This window comes from Flavobacterium sp. NKUCC04_CG, from assembly GCF_019345525.1.
In the GTDB taxonomy this organism is placed as follows: domain Bacteria; phylum Bacteroidota; class Bacteroidia; order Flavobacteriales; family Flavobacteriaceae; genus Flavobacterium.
In genome coordinates this window covers 1-16,410 of the sequence record NZ_JAHKRA010000022.1, presented here as the reverse complement: position 1 = coordinate 16,410, position 16,410 = coordinate 1, and the positions used below count along the sequence as shown (strand labels likewise).

At 36.3% G+C, this 16,410-nt stretch carries 18 protein-coding genes; 6 read left to right on the top strand and 12 right to left on the bottom strand.

Translation table 11 applies throughout. From position 1 onward, the window contains the following. Positions 1-3: 3 nt before the first annotated feature. From KO524_RS13745 to KO524_RS13735, 3 genes are read right to left on the bottom strand one after another with little or no spacing between them, the layout of a single operon-like run. Positions 4-1,731 (bottom strand): phospho-sugar mutase, encoded by a 1,728-nt coding sequence (locus KO524_RS13745; RefSeq protein WP_219294809.1) that lies wholly within the window; start codon positions 1,729-1,731, stop codon positions 4-6. Between the two features lie 18 nt (positions 1,732-1,749). After that, positions 1,750-2,706, bottom strand: a complete 957-nt coding sequence (locus KO524_RS13740; RefSeq protein ID WP_219294808.1) for a glycosyltransferase family 2 protein — start codon at positions 2,704-2,706, stop codon at positions 1,750-1,752. 3 nt (positions 2,707-2,709) lie between these two features. Beyond that, positions 2,710-3,240: a DUF4199 domain-containing protein gene (locus tag KO524_RS13735; protein WP_219294807.1), complete on the bottom strand. Its 531-nt coding sequence runs from the start codon at positions 3,238-3,240 to the stop codon at positions 2,710-2,712. Positions 3,241-3,482: 242 nt separating this feature from the next. On the opposite strand from KO524_RS13735, the gene KO524_RS13730 reads away from it, so the two are divergent. Beyond that, entirely contained in the window at positions 3,483-3,734 is a 252-nt protein-coding gene (locus tag KO524_RS13730) for a type B 50S ribosomal protein L31 (RefSeq protein ID WP_219294806.1), read from the top strand. A gap of 241 nt (positions 3,735-3,975) precedes the next feature. Further along, positions 3,976-5,139, top strand: a complete 1,164-nt coding sequence (locus tag KO524_RS13725; protein ID WP_219294805.1) for a GlmU family protein — start codon at positions 3,976-3,978, stop codon at positions 5,137-5,139. Between the two features lie 145 nt (positions 5,140-5,284). Here KO524_RS13725 and KO524_RS13720 read toward each other — a convergent pair whose 3' ends face one another. Both KO524_RS13720 and KO524_RS13715 read right to left on the bottom strand, forming a co-directional pair. Continuing rightward, the gene (locus tag KO524_RS13720) at positions 5,285-7,015 is read right to left on the bottom strand and encodes a hypothetical protein (protein ID WP_255555271.1); all 1,731 of its coding nucleotides are present in this window, start codon (positions 7,013-7,015) and stop codon (positions 5,285-5,287) included. 218 nt (positions 7,016-7,233) lie between these two features. Further along, positions 7,234-7,677, bottom strand: coding sequence for a DUF4268 domain-containing protein (locus tag KO524_RS13715; protein ID WP_219294803.1), 444 nt, complete (start codon positions 7,675-7,677; stop codon positions 7,234-7,236). Between the two features lie 60 nt (positions 7,678-7,737). Here KO524_RS13715 and KO524_RS13710 point away from each other — a divergent pair, with 60 nt between their 5' ends. Both KO524_RS13710 and KO524_RS13705 read left to right on the top strand, forming a co-directional pair. After that, the gene (locus tag KO524_RS13710) at positions 7,738-8,379 is read left to right on the top strand and encodes a CoA pyrophosphatase (protein ID WP_219294802.1); all 642 of its coding nucleotides are present in this window, start codon (positions 7,738-7,740) and stop codon (positions 8,377-8,379) included. A 40-nt stretch (positions 8,380-8,419) separates the two neighbouring features. Then, positions 8,420-9,232 (top strand): 1-acyl-sn-glycerol-3-phosphate acyltransferase, encoded by an 813-nt coding sequence (locus tag KO524_RS13705; RefSeq protein WP_219294801.1) that lies wholly within the window; start codon positions 8,420-8,422, stop codon positions 9,230-9,232. 87 nt (positions 9,233-9,319) lie between these two features. Here the strand turns inward: KO524_RS13705 and tpiA are convergent, their stop codons facing one another. From tpiA to KO524_RS13680, 5 genes are all read right to left on the bottom strand, one after another. Next, positions 9,320-10,072: a triose-phosphate isomerase gene (gene tpiA / locus KO524_RS13700; protein WP_219294800.1), complete on the bottom strand. Its 753-nt coding sequence runs from the start codon at positions 10,070-10,072 to the stop codon at positions 9,320-9,322. A 1-nt stretch (position 10,073) separates the two neighbouring features. Then, positions 10,074-10,574 carry a TlpA disulfide reductase family protein gene (locus KO524_RS13695; RefSeq protein ID WP_219294799.1) on the bottom strand — a complete coding sequence of 167 codons (501 nt, stop codon included), beginning with the start codon at positions 10,572-10,574 and terminating at the stop codon, positions 10,074-10,076. A gap of 11 nt (positions 10,575-10,585) precedes the next feature. Further along, entirely contained in the window at positions 10,586-11,665 is a 1,080-nt protein-coding gene (locus tag KO524_RS13690; protein ID WP_219294798.1) for an ABC transporter permease, read from the bottom strand. Positions 11,666-11,674: 9 nt separating this feature from the next. Continuing rightward, on the bottom strand, positions 11,675-12,775 hold the full coding sequence (locus KO524_RS13685; protein ID WP_219294797.1) for a BT_3928 family protein: 1,101 nt from the start codon (positions 12,773-12,775) through the stop codon (positions 11,675-11,677). Between the two features lie 73 nt (positions 12,776-12,848). After that, positions 12,849-13,397: a DUF1599 domain-containing protein gene (locus KO524_RS13680; protein WP_219294796.1), complete on the bottom strand. Its 549-nt coding sequence runs from the start codon at positions 13,395-13,397 to the stop codon at positions 12,849-12,851. 114 nt (positions 13,398-13,511) lie between these two features. On the opposite strand from KO524_RS13680, the gene folP reads away from it, so the two are divergent. Next, a complete protein-coding gene (folP, locus tag KO524_RS13675) occupies positions 13,512-14,333 on the top strand; it encodes a dihydropteroate synthase (protein ID WP_219294795.1) in 822 nt (273 codons plus the stop codon). Positions 14,334-14,412: 79 nt separating this feature from the next. Next, positions 14,413-15,024, top strand: coding sequence for a hypothetical protein (locus KO524_RS13670; protein WP_219294794.1), 612 nt, complete (start codon positions 14,413-14,415; stop codon positions 15,022-15,024). On the opposite strand, the gene rlmH is transcribed toward KO524_RS13670, so the two are convergent. Together rlmH and KO524_RS13660 are read right to left on the bottom strand one after the other, a co-directional pair. Further along, positions 15,018-15,491 (bottom strand): 23S rRNA (pseudouridine(1915)-N(3))-methyltransferase RlmH, encoded by a 474-nt coding sequence (gene rlmH / locus KO524_RS13665; protein ID WP_219294849.1) that lies wholly within the window; start codon positions 15,489-15,491, stop codon positions 15,018-15,020. The two genes, KO524_RS13670 and rlmH, sit on opposite strands and share 7 nt — an antisense overlap. A gap of 356 nt (positions 15,492-15,847) precedes the next feature. Further along, complete coding sequence (locus KO524_RS13660; protein WP_219294793.1) at positions 15,848-16,021, bottom strand: hypothetical protein; 174 nt, start codon at positions 16,019-16,021, stop codon at positions 15,848-15,850. Positions 16,022-16,410 lie beyond the last annotated feature (389 nt).

The following is a 16,410-nucleotide window of genomic DNA, read 5'->3' as shown; positions in this document are numbered from 1 at the left end:
TACTTAAGACAACTGCATATCTGCAATAATATCTTCTATTTTCTGTGTTAAAAAAGCGTCTGCTTGAGCAATCTCATCGGTATGATGAACTGGAATGTGAACGCTAAAGTAAAATTTGATTTTAGGTTCAGTTCCACTTGGTCTTGCACAAATTTTACTACCGTCTTCTAGATAATAAATCAACACATTGGATTGAGGTATTGCTAAATTCTCTTCTTCGTCAGTAAATAGGTTTTTTGCTTTTCCACTTTGGTAATCCTCAATAAAAATCACACGCTCGCCATTGATTTCCTTAAGTGGGTTTAAGCGTAAATCACGCATCATTTGTTTGATTTCTTCAGCGCCGTCTATGCCTTTTTTGGTAATTGAAATTAAGTGTTCTTTAAAATACCCAAAATCAACATATAAATTTTGTAATTCTTGATATAGGGAACTGCCTGCTGCTTTGGCAATCGCAGCAATCTCACATACCAATAGGGTAGAGGCTACAGCGTCTTTATCTCGTACTGCATCACCGACCATATAGCCAAAACTCTCTTCACCACCGCCAATGAATTTTTGTTCTGGAAAATCGCGAATCATTTTCGCAATCCATTTAAATCCGGTTAGTCCTACTTTGCATTCTACTTGATAAGCCGAGGCCAGTTCCAACATCATTGGAGTAGATACTATAGTTGATCCGATAAATTCATTACCGGTTAATTTATTGTTTTGTTTCCATTGCTCCAACAAAAATGCAGTCATAATCACCATGGTTTGATTGCCGTTGAGCAAAATCATTTTACCGTTGTTATCGCGTACAGCAACACCAAGTCTGTCTGAATCGGGATCTGTTCCGATCACGATATCGGCTTGAATTTCGTCGGCTAGTTGCAATGCCATAGCTAAAGCTTCGGGTTCTTCTGGATTGGGTGATTTTACGGTGGGGAAGTCGCCGTTGGGTATGGCTTGTTCCTTGACAATGTGAAGATCGGTGTACCCTGCCTGTAGTAAAACAGTCGGAGTAATCGTAATCGAAGTACCGTGCAATGAGGTAAAAACTACTTTTAAATCTATTTTTGCCTTCTCTGGTGTATGGAAACTCGCGTTTTCGATACTTGATTTGATGAAGGCTTGATCTACTTCGCGATCGATGTATTCAATCAACGACTCCGTTGGAGTAAATTGAATAGCATCATAAGTAAGACTCTCGATTTCAGCAATGATTTCGCCGTCCTGAGGCGGTACCAATTGACCTCCATCTTCCCAATATACTTTATAACCGTTGTATTCCGGTGGATTGTGTGAAGCGGTTAAAACAATACCTGCCTTACATCCCAAATATTTTACAGCAAACGACAGCTCTGGAGTAGGGCGTAATTCTGAAAACAGATAAACGTGAATACCATTAGCGCTAAATACATCGGCTACCACCTTAGCCAAAGATTGGCTGTTATGGCGACAATCAAAAGCTATGGCTACCTTTATCGGTTCATTGGGAAATGATTTTTTTAAATAGTTGGATAAGCCCTGAGTGTTTTTACCCAAGGTATAACGATTGATTCTATTGGTTCCTACTCCCATAATACCGCGCATTCCGCCAGTACCGAATTCGAGATTTTTATAAAAACTCTCTTGTAAGTCCTTAGGCGATGCGGTTATCATTGCTTTGACCTGACGCTGAGTATCCTCATCAAAAACAGGTGTTAACCACGCATTTGCCTGGTCTAGTAAGGTTTGTTCTAACTTCATAATCACATATTTTATCAATTACAGCTGCGTTGTAGCTGCAATTTTATATCTTTTTTCTTTGTTTTTAGTTCGCAATATAATCTCGCCTAAAAATCCAGCCAAGAAAAACTGAGTTCCAATAATCATGGTGGTCAAGGCAATATAAAACCAAGGGTCTTGAGTTACCAATATAGCCGCCTCATTATGATAGAGTTTTAGGAGTTTTTTAATCCCTATATATAAGGCCGAGGCAAAACCAATAAAAAACATCATAACTCCTAAAGCACCGAATAAATGCATCGGGCGCTTACCAAATTTAGAGATAAACCAAATGGTAATCAAATCTAAAAAACCGTTGATAAAACGATCCATACCAAATTTTGTGGTACCGTATTTTCGAGCCTGATGAATCACGATTTTCTCACCGATACGATCATAACCGGCATTTTTGGCCAGTACGGGTATATAGCGATGCATCTCTCCTGAAACCTCTATGTTTTTGACAACGGCATTTTTATAAGCTTTTAGCCCACAATTAAAATCGTTCAATTGCACACCAGAGGTTTTCCGAGCCGACCAATTAAATAGTTTTGAAGGTAAGTTTTTGGACAATACCGCATCATAACGTTTCTTTTTCCAACCCGATACCAAATCGTAATTCTCTTGCGTAATCATTTGATAGAGACCGGGAATTTCCTCTGGGCTATCTTGTAAATCGGCATCCATAGTAATGACTACTTCACCGATTGCCTGAGCAAACCCAGCGTGTAAAGCTTGAGACTTTCCATAATTCTTTAAAAAACGGATGCCTTGTACCTCCGGATGCATTTCCGACAATTGACTAATGATGTTCCACGAATCGTCCTTACTACCGTCATCTATAAATAGAACCTCGTAGCTATAGCCGTTTTGGTCCATAACTTTCTTAATCCAAGAATGAAGTTCAGGCAGCGATTCCGCCTCATTTAACAGGGGAATTATTAGAGAGATATCCATAGATTAGCGGGTAGGTTCATTTTGATTTCTAAATACCAAAGCAATAAGCATTCCTCCAACGGAATACAAAAGCGTTTTCCAGGCAAATGACTTAACCAAATTGCCTAAATTGAAATTATCAGCTTCTCGAATCTGCTCTATAGTTTTATTTAGGGTCTCCGTTTCTACACCAAGACTAGTCATGTTTTTTTGAGTAAATGCGATGGTCAATTCTTTAATGGTCTCCTTTGCTGATGGGTCAACTAAATTAAACAGTAAATAAGTAATGACAATATGTGCTAATAATCCCATCACTATCGTTATAAAATAGGAGGTAAATGCATCTTTAAAAGTAATATATCCGTTGAGTTTCTTCTTAGCCCAAAATAAGGCTACAACACCTATACCTAAGGAAACAAAAATGCTGGCAAACCCAAAGGGGATACTGACAAATAGGTTTTGATTGAAAAAGAACATAAGGAGCGTAGTAACGATATAATAGGCGGATAAAATTGCACCAAATTGTAGTCCATTTTTCTTGATAACGTCGTTCATGAGATCGGTTTGTATATATATAAGGTACAAATATAGGAATTTTGCTCACGACAAATTTTAAAAAAAGAGAAACTACCTATAAAAAAATGACCGGAAAGTTTGATAATTGAAATTTAGTTGTAAATTTGCAAACTGATAATAAAAAGAATTACAAATAAAAAAGCTGTGGAACCTTTATACCTTTCTATGAAAGTAGAAAGCTTCAAAAGTCAAAATGGCCAATTAATAAAAAGATTTACATCATGAAAAAAGGTATTCACCCAGAGAATTACAGATTAGTAGCATTTAAGGATATGTCAAATGAAGACGTATTCATCACCAAATCAACCGTTGATACAAAAGAAACTCTTGAAGTTGATGGCGTTGTTTACCCAGTATTCAAAATGGAGATTTCTAGAACATCTCACCCTTTTTACACAGGTAAATCTAAACTTATCGATACTGCAGGACGTATTGATAAATTCAAAACGAAATACGCAAAATTCTCTAAATAATTCTAGAGATTTTCACATACTAAAGCCTTCCTTCGGGGAGGCTTTTTTTTTGGCAATCCCTTCGGGCCAGGCTGTTCGTTTTATCTTTTGTTACGCTTGGCTCCACAAAAGGATATCACTTCCATCCTTATTGCAAAGTGGCTTATAAAATAAAATCCTTGGTCAAATTATAAAAAAGAAGTAATCCTACTTTTTTTAATCAGGAATGCTTTAACTTTGAGTTTATAAATGAATTATTGAGATGAACTATATACTTTTTGACGGATCTGTTCGCGAGGCTTTATTGCCATTTACTTTTACGCGACCTGTAGCCGATATTCGCGTTGGTATTTTGACCATACGTGAAAAGTGGGAAAAACAATTGGGGTATACCACTACTACGGTTACAGAAGAATACTTGAGTGATAAATTTCCCATGGTGGAAATGGATAACAATGTGATGATCAATGCTTCGTTCTTGCCGAACCCTATTTTGATTGAAATGGTGCAGGCTTTAGAACCGCTTCAAGCTATTTTTTATCAAGAGGAAATAGTAGCTTTTTACACGCAAGATTCTCAAGAGGAAATTGATTTTGATCAATATGAAGCTATAAACTATACGGGAGATTTGATGCAAATCGCGAATAAGTGGGACATTTTTATGAAAAATGACCAAGCAATTCGCGAAGATTTTGAATTTCTAACCGAAGATCGAATTTCAGAGCCGATACCGTCGAGCGTCAATGCCATAGGACATCAAGATATCTTTATTGAAGAAGGAGCTAAATTGGAGTTTGTGACTCTAAATGCTACTACGGGGCCTATATACATAGGTAAAGATTCTGAAATTATGGAAGGATCTATTATTCGCGGACCATTTGCCTTATGCGAGGAAGCACAGGTTAAAATGGGTACCAAAATTTACGGTGCTACCACTGTGGGACCGCATTGTAGAGTGGGCGGTGAAGTGAGTAACTCCGTCCTGTTTGCTTATTCCAACAAAGGGCACGATGGTTTTTTAGGCAATGCTGTCATTGGTGAATGGTGTAATTTAGGTGCAGATACCAACAATTCCAATTTGAAAAATAATTATGGGACGGTAAAATTGTGGAATTATGAACAGGATGATTACGAAGACACCGGACTGCAATTTTGTGGTTTGATGATGGGCGATCACAGTAAATGTGGTATCAATACCATGTTTAATACAGGAACAGTCGTTGGAGTTTCCGCCAGTGTTTTTGGTGCAGGCTTTCCAAAGACATTTATTCCGAGTTTCACTTGGGGTGGTTGTGAAAACAGTACCGTTTACCAGTTGGAAAAAACATTGGAAACCATGAAAGTGGTTATGGACAGACGCCATGTTGAATTAACTATAGAGGATATACAGATTATCAAACACATTTTCAAAGAAACCGAAATGTAGATTTTGGAAATAAAATATTTAAAAGGGCTGCTTTTTGTTATAAAGCGGCCCTTTTTGTATTATAGCTTGTTTTTGGAATTTTGTGAAACGATAAAAAATTTACCGCGACAACATGCTGTAGTTAGGATTGAATTAATTACAACATTTAACGATACGAAACTGTAGTAGGTTTGCCGTAATTAAAACTCTGCAAACTAAAATTGTGATTTCGAAGTACGTTGGTTTTGATTACACTACCGTCTCGATCGGGCATGCTTGGATAGTATGCCAACGACAGTTGGATGCTGCTAAATACCAAATAATCATTATTAATTACTACTCCGAGTCCTATTTTAGAATAGACCTTATCGTTTAAAAAACGGTTGTTTTCATCACCCAACATACCGAGTTCTACATTGAAATAGGGGTTAAAACGAAATCCATTCCAATTTGTTGGAGCATAAGATTGTATTTGATATGACAACATGGCTCGTTTGGTACCGCGTAACTTTTCTGCATTAAAACCTTCTATACCTGTGCTAGAGTCAATGCGTAACTCATCGCCCACGTGTTGTTCACGGTTATAACCGATAATCAATTGGGGTTGTACAAAATGTCTAAATCGCCAATTACCCATGTGCATCAGCTTGGTAAAATAGGTCAATTCTATCTTAAAGGCACTTTGTTCCGGATTCTTTCCATAAAAATAACTACCCCATTCTATATTGGTGGAGAGATAGCCGTAACGGGTATACCGTCCGAGTGCAAATTGAGCGCCAAAATAGGAACGCCTTTTTCCATTTTGCTCCTGCATTCCCCCGGTGATAGCGAATAATTTACCTACTTGAACGTCTTCAATAATGTCGTAGTTATATAAAAATTTATCTTGTACATAATTGACAGAACTGATTCCAATAGAAGCAAGGTATAACTTTTGATTGGAATAAAAACTCAGAGTATCATAGTCAAATGTTGGTCTTTCGGTATATTTCTGTCTAAAGTACCGTACAGAAGATATTAAATTGGTTATCTCATTTTCAGGTCCCAATTTCTTGGATATCGGTAGAGAATATCCAGCCCAAAAATCCTTGATATTGTACTTAAAATTCTGCATGCTATACTTTTTATTCGCGTCGGGTAAGGAGTCCCTATAAAATCGTTGATAGAATTGTGCCCCTCCAGCCCATTTGGCGTAAGGCGAATAAAAGGGACGTTCTATGTTCCAGCTTTTGATATAGTTTTCATCTAAATCACTGTCGTAATAAAGGTTTGTAGATACAAAGGTGTTGTAAATATTATTGACGCGATATTGGGTGTTATAGGCTTTTTTATTTTCGTTGAAACGCATTTTATATTGATTGGAAAATTCGTGTCCGAAACCTCCAAAATTACGATCAACTATTTGTAGTCGACCTGTTGAACTCGATAGGGAACCCGTTGGATATATACTCCAAGAATCCAATACACGTATGGAAACATCGACAGAATCGGGGCTATTCGGAATCGGGATAGGACGGATTAATACCCGTCTTACATAGCGTTGTGTACGGATTATACGTTCGGATTCTTTGATGACTAACGAGTCAAAACGTTGGTTTTTCTTAAACATTAACAAGTTTCGAATGGTGAAACTTTTGGTTTTAAGATGCAGACGGTTTCCCAATGTTTCTACTTTTTTCGTAGGAACTCTTGCCGTATCGGATTCCGATAAACCAAAAGGATCTAAAGTAGTGATGTTGATATTACGAATAATTTTTCCTTGCCCCAATTCTAAGTTACGATCAATCTCTATTTCAGGAGCATTGGTCTTACTATGGCCTTTGGGTTTTCTAAATACCATTTTTTGAATAAATCTGGTAAATTTTCTCTTTTTAGAAAAATCTTCAATCTTCTCCATCTTTTCTATAGCCTTAGTCGAATCCTTTTTTACAGGTGAGACTTGTGAGTAAGCTTTTGTGAAAAGTAGGCAAGTAAGAAAGAAAATAAGGAAAAGTTTTCTAGGCATTTTTTGTATTTAAAAAAAGAAAGATATAAAAAAATAACTTTCTTTTTTTAAATATTTTCAACAGCTGCTAAAGTACGCCCAAATTGACGCCAACGCGATTTGTAGTTAAGTTAGGTGTTTAGCTCTAAATCTTTGATATATTCTTCGTATTCGTAAAAAAACAATTCAAAGGCATTCATATGTTCATAAAAAAAGTCGAAAATAGCGTCCCAGCTTTTTTTGTTATTTATACTCACTTGGTCTAATTGTACCCATATTCTACTGATTAATTTTCCGTTTTCTAAGTAAAACTCGCGTTCGAATATAGCTTCAGGAAGGTGCTCTTCTAATAGGATGGTTTTTAAAGACTCTATTTTTTCAAAATAAATCGTTCTCTTTTCGGGATCTCTAGGTTCAATGTCTAAAAGAACTTGTGCTTTTTTGGAGTCTGCAAAAAACTTGAAAGAAAAATCTTTGATTTTTGTATGATGCAATAACCATTTTCTCGGGTACTTTTCGGCAAAAGCAATCCAGAATTCTTTTCTTAATTGTTGGGCTTCTTCTTTGGTAAACATGGTTTAGAATCTGTTTTTTTTAAGTATATTTATAGTAGATTTTTTTGAAATCAACGAATTATGGATTACGATAAATTTATAAAAAACGTTCCCGCTATTAAAGCACAGCCTTTATTTGCACTAAAGGCTCATATAAAGATGGCTCCTCTAGAACGCATAAAATATTTGGAAACGGAAGATTATAAAAGGTATAACCCAAAAAAATCAGCGGTACTGATTTTGTTATACCCCAAAGATAATAAAACCAATCTATTATTGATTGAAAGAGCGGAATATCCCGGAATTCATTCATCACAAATTGCCTTTCCAGGAGGTAAAAAAGATTTGACAGATGATAATCTTACTCAGACAGCTTTAAGAGAAACCAGAGAGGAGGTGGGGATTACGGAAGATAAAATTCAAATCATTAAGCCGTTATCGGAAATTTATATACCTCCGAGTAATTTTATAGTTTCTCCATTTCTGGGATTTGCAACAACTGATTTAAAGTTTGTTTTGCAACCTACAGAAGTGGCACAAGTAATTGAGATGCCTCTGGAAGATTTATTAGATGATCGAATTATAGAGATGGTCAAGATGAATACCAGTTATGCTGTTAATATTGATGTACCGGCATTCCTAATCGATAATCATATCGTTTGGGGAGCAACAGCTATGATGTTAAGTGAGTTAAAAGAAACCTTAAGAAAGGTGCTCTTTTAATCCAAAATCCCTAATTTAGCGCCTGATTTTAAATAAACTCATGAAACTATTCAAACGGAATCCATTTGGGCACATTCTTTTTATAAAGAAAATATTAATTAGAATCTTCGGATTTCTAACCCATCGACGTTTTAGGGGCTTTAATGACTTAAAGATTGAGGGATCTGAGATTATCAAAGGACTACCAGAGACTAACGTATTGTTTATTTCGAATCATCAAACCTATTTTGCAGATGTCGTCGCGATGTTTCACGTTTTTAACGCGAGTTTAAAAGGACGGGTCGATTCGATTAAAAATATATTTTATATCTGGAATCCTAAGTTGAATATCTATTATGTAGGCGCTAAAGAGACGCTAAGCTCTGGAATTCTGCCGCGGATACTATCCTATATGGGTGCGATTACCGTAGAGCGCACTTGGCGTGCAAAGGGAGTTGATATTGAAGATAAAAAAGCGGTGAATCCAAATGATATCGAGAATATTAAAACAGCTTTAGACGATGGCTGGGTGATTACTTTTCCACAGGGAACCACCTCCTCTTTTAAACCGGTACGCAAGGGAACCGCTCATATTATTAAGCAACATCGCCCGATAGTTGTTCCTATAGTCATTGATGGTTTTAGACGTTCATTCGACAAAAAAGGATTGTATCTTAAAAAGAAAGGGATTCTTCAATCCATGGTTATCAAACAACCTTTGGAAATTGATTACGACAACGATACTATTGAACAAATTGTTGAGAAAATAGAATTTGCTATTGAGCAACATCCGTCTTTTCTAAAAGTTTTACCTGCTGAAGTTTTGGAAGAAGAAGAAAAACTAAATCAGAAACGACGTTGGTCCGCGGAATAGCTCTTTGTGATCTGGATTAGACCATTTCATTTAATCAAAAAAAGTTCGTCTTAGACGAACTTTTTTGATTTTATTTATCAGTTACTATTAGATTGCGTTTACAATAAGCGCAAAATCTTCAGCGACTAAGGCAGCGCCACCAATAAGGCCTCCGTCAACATCGGTTTGAGAAAACAGTTCTTTAGCATTTTCTGGTTTAACACTTCCACCATATAAAATGGAAATATTTTCCGAAACGGTTTCGTCGTATTTTCTTGAAATTTGATTGCGGATATAGGCATGCATTTCTTGAACTTCCTCAGGTGAGGCTGTTTCTCCTGTGCCTATTGCCCAAACCGGCTCATAAGCAAGGATTATATTCTGCCACTCTTCCTTTTTTAAGTGAAATAACCCATCGGTCAATTGGTTGTAAATAACATTAAAATGTTGTTTTGTCTGACGGTCTTTCAGTTCCTCTCCAATACAGAAAATCACACGCATTTCGTGTTTTATTGCCGTATTGACTTTGTCAGCCAATTGTGCATTGGTTTCCTTAAAGTAGAGTCGTCTTTCAGAATGACCAAGTATAACGGTGTTCACACCGATACTCGTTAACATACTAGCCGATATTTCACCGGTAAAAGCGCCGCCTTCAGCTTGATGCATATTTTGGGCAGCAACGCCAATATTGGTATATTCTAGATGCTGAGCAGCCGAAGATAGATTGGTAAACGCCGGCGCAACAATAATTTCTACTTCTTTGTCGGTTGGGAGTTTCTCAATCAATTCATTCAATAAATCTTCTGTTTCTAATGCGTTTTTATGCATTTTCCAGTTTCCAGCAACGATGGAATGTCTCATGTTATTTTAATTTTTTTAATACTGTAATTAATTCGTGTGCATCGGCTTCAATAGCTTTAAACAAAGCTATTTTTCCGGTCTTATCAACCACGATATATCGCGGAATCCAATCTAGTGTAATCGATTTTCCAAAATTTCCTTTCATTCCGTCGGTGATGAAATAATGGTCTCCCTGTAGGTTGTATTTTTCAATGGATTCTTTCCATGTTTGTTGGGTTTTATCAGCTGATAAAAACACATAATCAACATCGGGAAATTGTTTTTGCAATTCGGTTAAACTGGGGAAGCCTTTAATGCAATCGGGACACCAAGATGCCCATACGTCAATAACAACAGTGCTGCCTTCATGTCTTTTTAGAATCTCATCAAAGGTGATTTTCTTGCCATCTAAACCGATAAGCTCCTCGCTCAAAGCTTGCTTGGAGAATTCATGCTGTTCTGCTTTAGGGCTGCATGCAACCAAAGCCGTTACGGCTACGAACAATAAGAGTAACTTTTTCATAGGTGAGTAATTTATTGTTTTAGTTTGACTTTAGGGTCTAAATAGGCATATATCAAATCTACTAAAATCGTAATGAATACGAAAGTAATTGCAATGATTAATACCGAACCCATGATGACGGGTAGGTCTAAAGTATTTAATGCCTCTACGATTTCTTTTCCGAGACCATTCCATCCAAATATATATTCTACAAAAACAGCCCCAGCGAGCATAGAAGCAAACCAACCAGATATGGCAGTTATCACAGGATTAAGGGCGTTTTTTAAAGCGTGTTTGTAAACGATATTCCAAGTGGACAGGCCTTTGGCCTTTGCCGTTCTTATATAATCCTGATTTAAAACCTCTAATAGGGCGTTACGCATCAATTGTATCACTACAGCCAAGGGACGAATTCCTAAAACAATAGCGGGTAATAGGCTGTTTTTAAGTTGGAGTGTTTTACCATTTCCAAAATCATCTACTTCATATAAATTTCCAGTCATGTTTAAATGAGTCCAGTCGTGCAATAGAAAACCAAAAATCCATGCAAAGAGTATCGCGCTAAAAAAGGAAGGAATACTCATTCCGAAAGTACTGAAAATGGCAATGCTCTTGTCTAGCCAACTGTCTTTGTGTAAAGCGGAGAAAATCCCCAATACAATCCCTAAAAACAACGCTATTCCGATAGCAAATATAGCGAGGAAAACTGTGTTTGGTAAAGTTTCGGCAATAATGGTACTAACTTCCTTACCGTTTTTTTGAAAGCTCTCTCTCAAATATGGTTTTTTTAAAACCAGTTGAGTGTGCTTAAAACTTACTAAAGACCACTCTTTATATTTACCTGGGGTACAATACGTATAATCCCCTGTTTGAGTGCTGTGTATAGACAGGGGAGATAAATCGTTAAGATAAAGCAAATACTGCTTGGACAAAGTTTGATCAAATCCATATTTTTTCTTTACTATAGCCAGTTGTTCTGAGTTTTCATTTTGGTCTAGCATCATCCTAGCCGGGTCTCCCGGCAGTATATTAAACAAAAAGAAAACTAAAGTTACTACTCCAAATAGCGTAAAAAAGGCATAGAATAGTTTGTTGAAAAAATAAGATATCAAAGTTTAATATTATTTTAAATTGACTTTGGACGCATCCTTCCAATGTTTCTTTTCTACTATAGTTCCATTTTCTAATACAACGATGCTTGGATTGGCTCGTTCAATAGTTTTTAAGGTAGTTCCGTCGCAAGTATAATAGTCAAATGGCAATTGATATTTCTGTACTAATGCATTAATTTCATCCGTACTTGATGCGGTCATACCAATTACTTTATATCCTTTAGCCGTAGCTGTTTTGGCAAAATCGCTCAGAATGGCTAAACCATCTTCATCTGCACGAGACAGGTTGTAAGTTACAATCATGATCAATTTGGGTTCAGCCATCATAGCCTCCAAATAACTTTCACCATCTTTTTCCATAGTGAAATCATGAATAGGTGGTTGGAAACCTTGACTGATCATCTTGTCTTCTCTACTGATAAATTCTGCATCTGCAGGTAAGTTACCTAATTCTTTGTCTGTAAAACGTTTTTCTTCCCCATTAACACGGTATAGAAACGACATTTCATAAACGGATTTCGCTGCTCCTTCTGGAATTTCCATGCCTTTCATGATATTGGTGCCTACTTTATAAACTCTAAAGTCTTTTAAAGGTAAGTGATTTAAAACCCAATAACCCATAAAGGAACATAAAAGCAAAGTGATAAGGAGAACGATACCGGATATTTTACAACTAAAGACAGGTCGAATATATTTTTGGTTTAAGATGATAATCAAAATTAAAACCAACAATACTACATCTTTAGTGAATGAGCTCCAAGGAGTTAGTGGAATCGCATCTCCAAAACAACCACAGTCTGTAACTTTGTTGAAATAGGCAGAGTAGAAAGTTAAAAAAGTAAAAAACAATATCATTAAAAACAAAAGGGTCAAAGTGAGTTTTTTCTTGAAACCCAACAACAGAGCTACACCCAACAGCACTTCTGCAATAACTAAAATTATTGCTAAGGCCAAGGCATGAGGCTCAAAGAAAGGAAGATTAAGAACGCTTTCGGAAAAATATTCCTCTAATTTAAAAGAAAAACCTACGGGGTCATTCAGTTTAACCAAACCTGAAATGATAAATAAGATGCCGACTATAAGTCTCGAAAGTTGTGCGATTATTTTCATAAATAGTTATTTTGTGTTTTTTATGTTTAAATGAACTTCAATTAAATTTTTATGTCGATGTGCGTGAGTATACTTATTCTTTTTCAGGAAATCCCATTAAAATTAAAGCAAAAACAGCGTAGTTTATCATGTCTTGATAATTGGCATCAATACCTTCAGAAACCAAGGTTTTTCCTTGATTATCCTCGATTTGTTTTACGCGAAGTAATTTTTGTAAGATAATATCGGTTAAGGAACTCACTCTCATATCGCGCCAGGCTTCCCCATAATCGTGATTTTTGTTTTCCATCAAAGCTTTGGTTAAGGCAATTTGTTGGTCATATAGCTGTAGTGCTTCATCAAAACTTAGGTCGGGTTGATTTACCACCCCTTTTTCCAATTGAATTAAAGCCATAATGCAATAATTAATAATTCCTATGAATTCAGAGGTTTCATCTTCATTTATACGTCTTTCACTATTGTTTTGTAAACTTCTAATGCGCTGTGCTTTAATGAAAATTTGATCCGTTAAAGAGGGCAGACGTAGGATTCTCCAAGCACATCCATAATCCTTCATTTTTTTTTGATAAAGATTGCGACACACGGTAATTACTTGGTCAAATTGATTAGAAGTCGTATTCATTTAGAGTATATTTGTATGATAATTGTGTCAAAAATAGGAATAAACTCTGCTATTTAAAATTTAAAAAGCGATTTTGATTCCTTAGAATGGTAAAAATACAATATAGAAATAAAAATGACTATTAATTGCTTAGGAAACTTAGTAGATATTTCAACTCCCAAAGTCATGGGGATTTTAAATACAACGCCCAATTCTTTTTTTGATGGTGGTAAATACCGAACGGATCTTGATTTTCTAAATCAGGCTGAAAAAATGTTGATGGATGGTGCTACTTTTATAGATATTGGGGCTTATTCTTCAAAACCCAATGCAGAGTGGGTATCAGAAGAACAAGAAACCCAACGGTTATTGCCGGTAATTAACTTGATATTAAAAGAGTTTCCTCAAACCATTATTTCTGTAGATACCTTTAGGAGTAAGGTTGCGGAAAGTGCCGTGGATAATGGAGCGGCTCTTATTAATGATATTTCTGCAGGGTATTTGGATTCTAAGATGTTGGAAGTTATAGGGCGGTTAAATGTTCCTTATATCATGATGCACATGAGAGGAACCCCAAATACGATGGTTACATTAACAGACTATAAAGACATTGTAGCAGAAATGAACTTTTATTTTTCTGAACGTGTGGCTTCGGCTAGGCGGTTTGGAATTAAAGATATCATCCTAGATCCTGGTTATGGTTTTGCTAAAACTACAGAACAAAATTTTGAGGTATTAAAAAATCAGCAACTATTTAGTTTGTTAGGATTGCCGCTTTTAGTGGGGGTTTCTCGAAAATCGATGATTTACAAATTGCTGGAAATTGGTCCTGAAGATGCCTTAAACGGTACTTCTGTACTCCATGCTGTGGCATTGACTAAAAAGACGAATATATTAAGAGTACATGATGTTAAAGAAGCTGTTCAAACGATTCAATTGATGCAGTTTTTAAAATAAAACCGGTTCACAGTGTTAGTGTATTGCTCTCCTGTGTAAATCGTAGTCAGATAAAATTTAATAAAACAATAATATTTCGATGATGAAAAAAATAGCTTTAGTTGCCGTTGTGCTTTTGGGACTGGTTGCTTGTTCGAAAAAAGAATTAAATTTAACGCGTCACAATGTTACAGTAGTCAGTGAAATAACCGATCACTCTCCGGTATATTTTACTAAGGAAAAAGAAAGCAATGCTGTTTTGGTCAATAGAACCAATGCGGTAGGAGGTACCAATTGGGTTTTCTCGGTTGAGAGAGATTTGAATGCTAAGATGGTTTTGGAGGAAGTACAGAAATTAAAGGATAAAAAATACGCTGATAAGGCGCATAGCGATGATAAGGAAGTGTTCTTTTCCTATGCAGATACCTTGCATAAAAATTTGGCGTTTTTTCCATTTCAATATATTGACTATCAATTTAAGCGACCGGATACAACTAAAAACATGTTGTATTTTAACGGCTCAAACGATTTGTTTTTGGAGGATGAGCAAGTGCAGTGGGATGAATTAGGACAGCGCACTGCATCTTTACCTATAGTACATTTGTGTTTTAGTGCGACCTTAACTTTTGAGGAGTACTTGCAAAATAGAATTAGGATAGAACAAAATGATTCACTGAATCAAAAATTGGATTCTATTGAGCGAATTTATTGATGGTGGTAGGGTTCGTTGCGTAATATCGTAAAACCTCTATAGAGTTGTTCAATAAAAAATAGACGAATCATTTGATGTGAAAAAGTCATAGAGGATAGGGATATTTTTCCCTTGGCTTGTTGGTATACTTCTTCAGAAAAACCATAAGGTCCACCTATAACATATACTAGAGTTTTGATTCCAGAGTTCATTTTCTTTTGCAATTCGATAGAAAAGTCGACGCTGCTAAATGATTTGCCGTTTTCATCGAGCAAAATTAAATGATCAGTAGCGGCTAATTTAGATAAAATTAGTGCTCCTTCTTTTTGCTTTTGGCTGCTTTCGGAAAGATTTTTTACGTTTTTGATATCTGGAATCACTTCCAATTCAAATTTGACATAAAAATTTAAGCGTTTGTTATAATCCTCTATCAGTGTCTGAAGTGCCGACTGATCAGTTTTGCCTATAGTGATGAGTTTGATATTCACTTTTTTTTGCAAAAGTAATTTTTTTGGCTGTTATCTCGATATAACTGCTGTTGTTTTTTTAGAATTCGTTCATCTGCCCATCCGCGCATCCGCCTTCATCATATAGGTATGGTTTTGATGAGCCTATTCGCTGATTCGTCCATTCGCTTATTCGCGAGTGCTCTTAATTTATATACCTCAATTTTAAACCCACAGCTCTCCCGAGCGAATTTGCCCATTTGCCTATTCGCGTATCTGCATTCATGAATAAATAACCAGAGACAGCAATTTTAAACCCACAGCATTTTAAAGCGAATTCGCCTATCCGCCCATTCGCGTATCTGCATTCCTTATATATAGGTATGGTTTTTATGAGCCTATTCGCTGATTCGTCCATTCGTCCATTCGTCCATTCGTCCATTCGTCCATTCGTCCATTCGTCCATTCGTCCATTCGTCCATTCGCGAATAAATTACAAAAAAGAGCAATTTTACAGCCACAGCCCTCCCAAGCGAATTCACCCATCTGCCCATCCGCGTATCCCCCTTCATTATATAGGTATGGTTTTTATGAGCCTATTCGTCCATTCGTCCATTCGCGAATAAATTACAAAAAAGAGCAATTTTATAACCACAACGCTCCAAAGCGTATAAATGTATCCGCCCATCCGCGTATCCGCCTTCAAGAATAGTTAACAGAACACAGCAATTTTAAACCTACAGCACTTTAAGGCGAATTCGCCTATCCGCCTATCCGCGTATCCGCTTTTTTAAGTATCAGCGCTAAAGGTAAAGTAGCGGTAATTAGTCTGTTAAGAAAAGAGCATAAAAAATACCAAAAATAAACTTCCAAAAGATTAGGAAAGCTAGAAAAAAGGGCTACTTTTGCACCCGCATTACCGCAGAAGTTCTTTGAGAAACGGAGTTAAAAAAAAGAAACA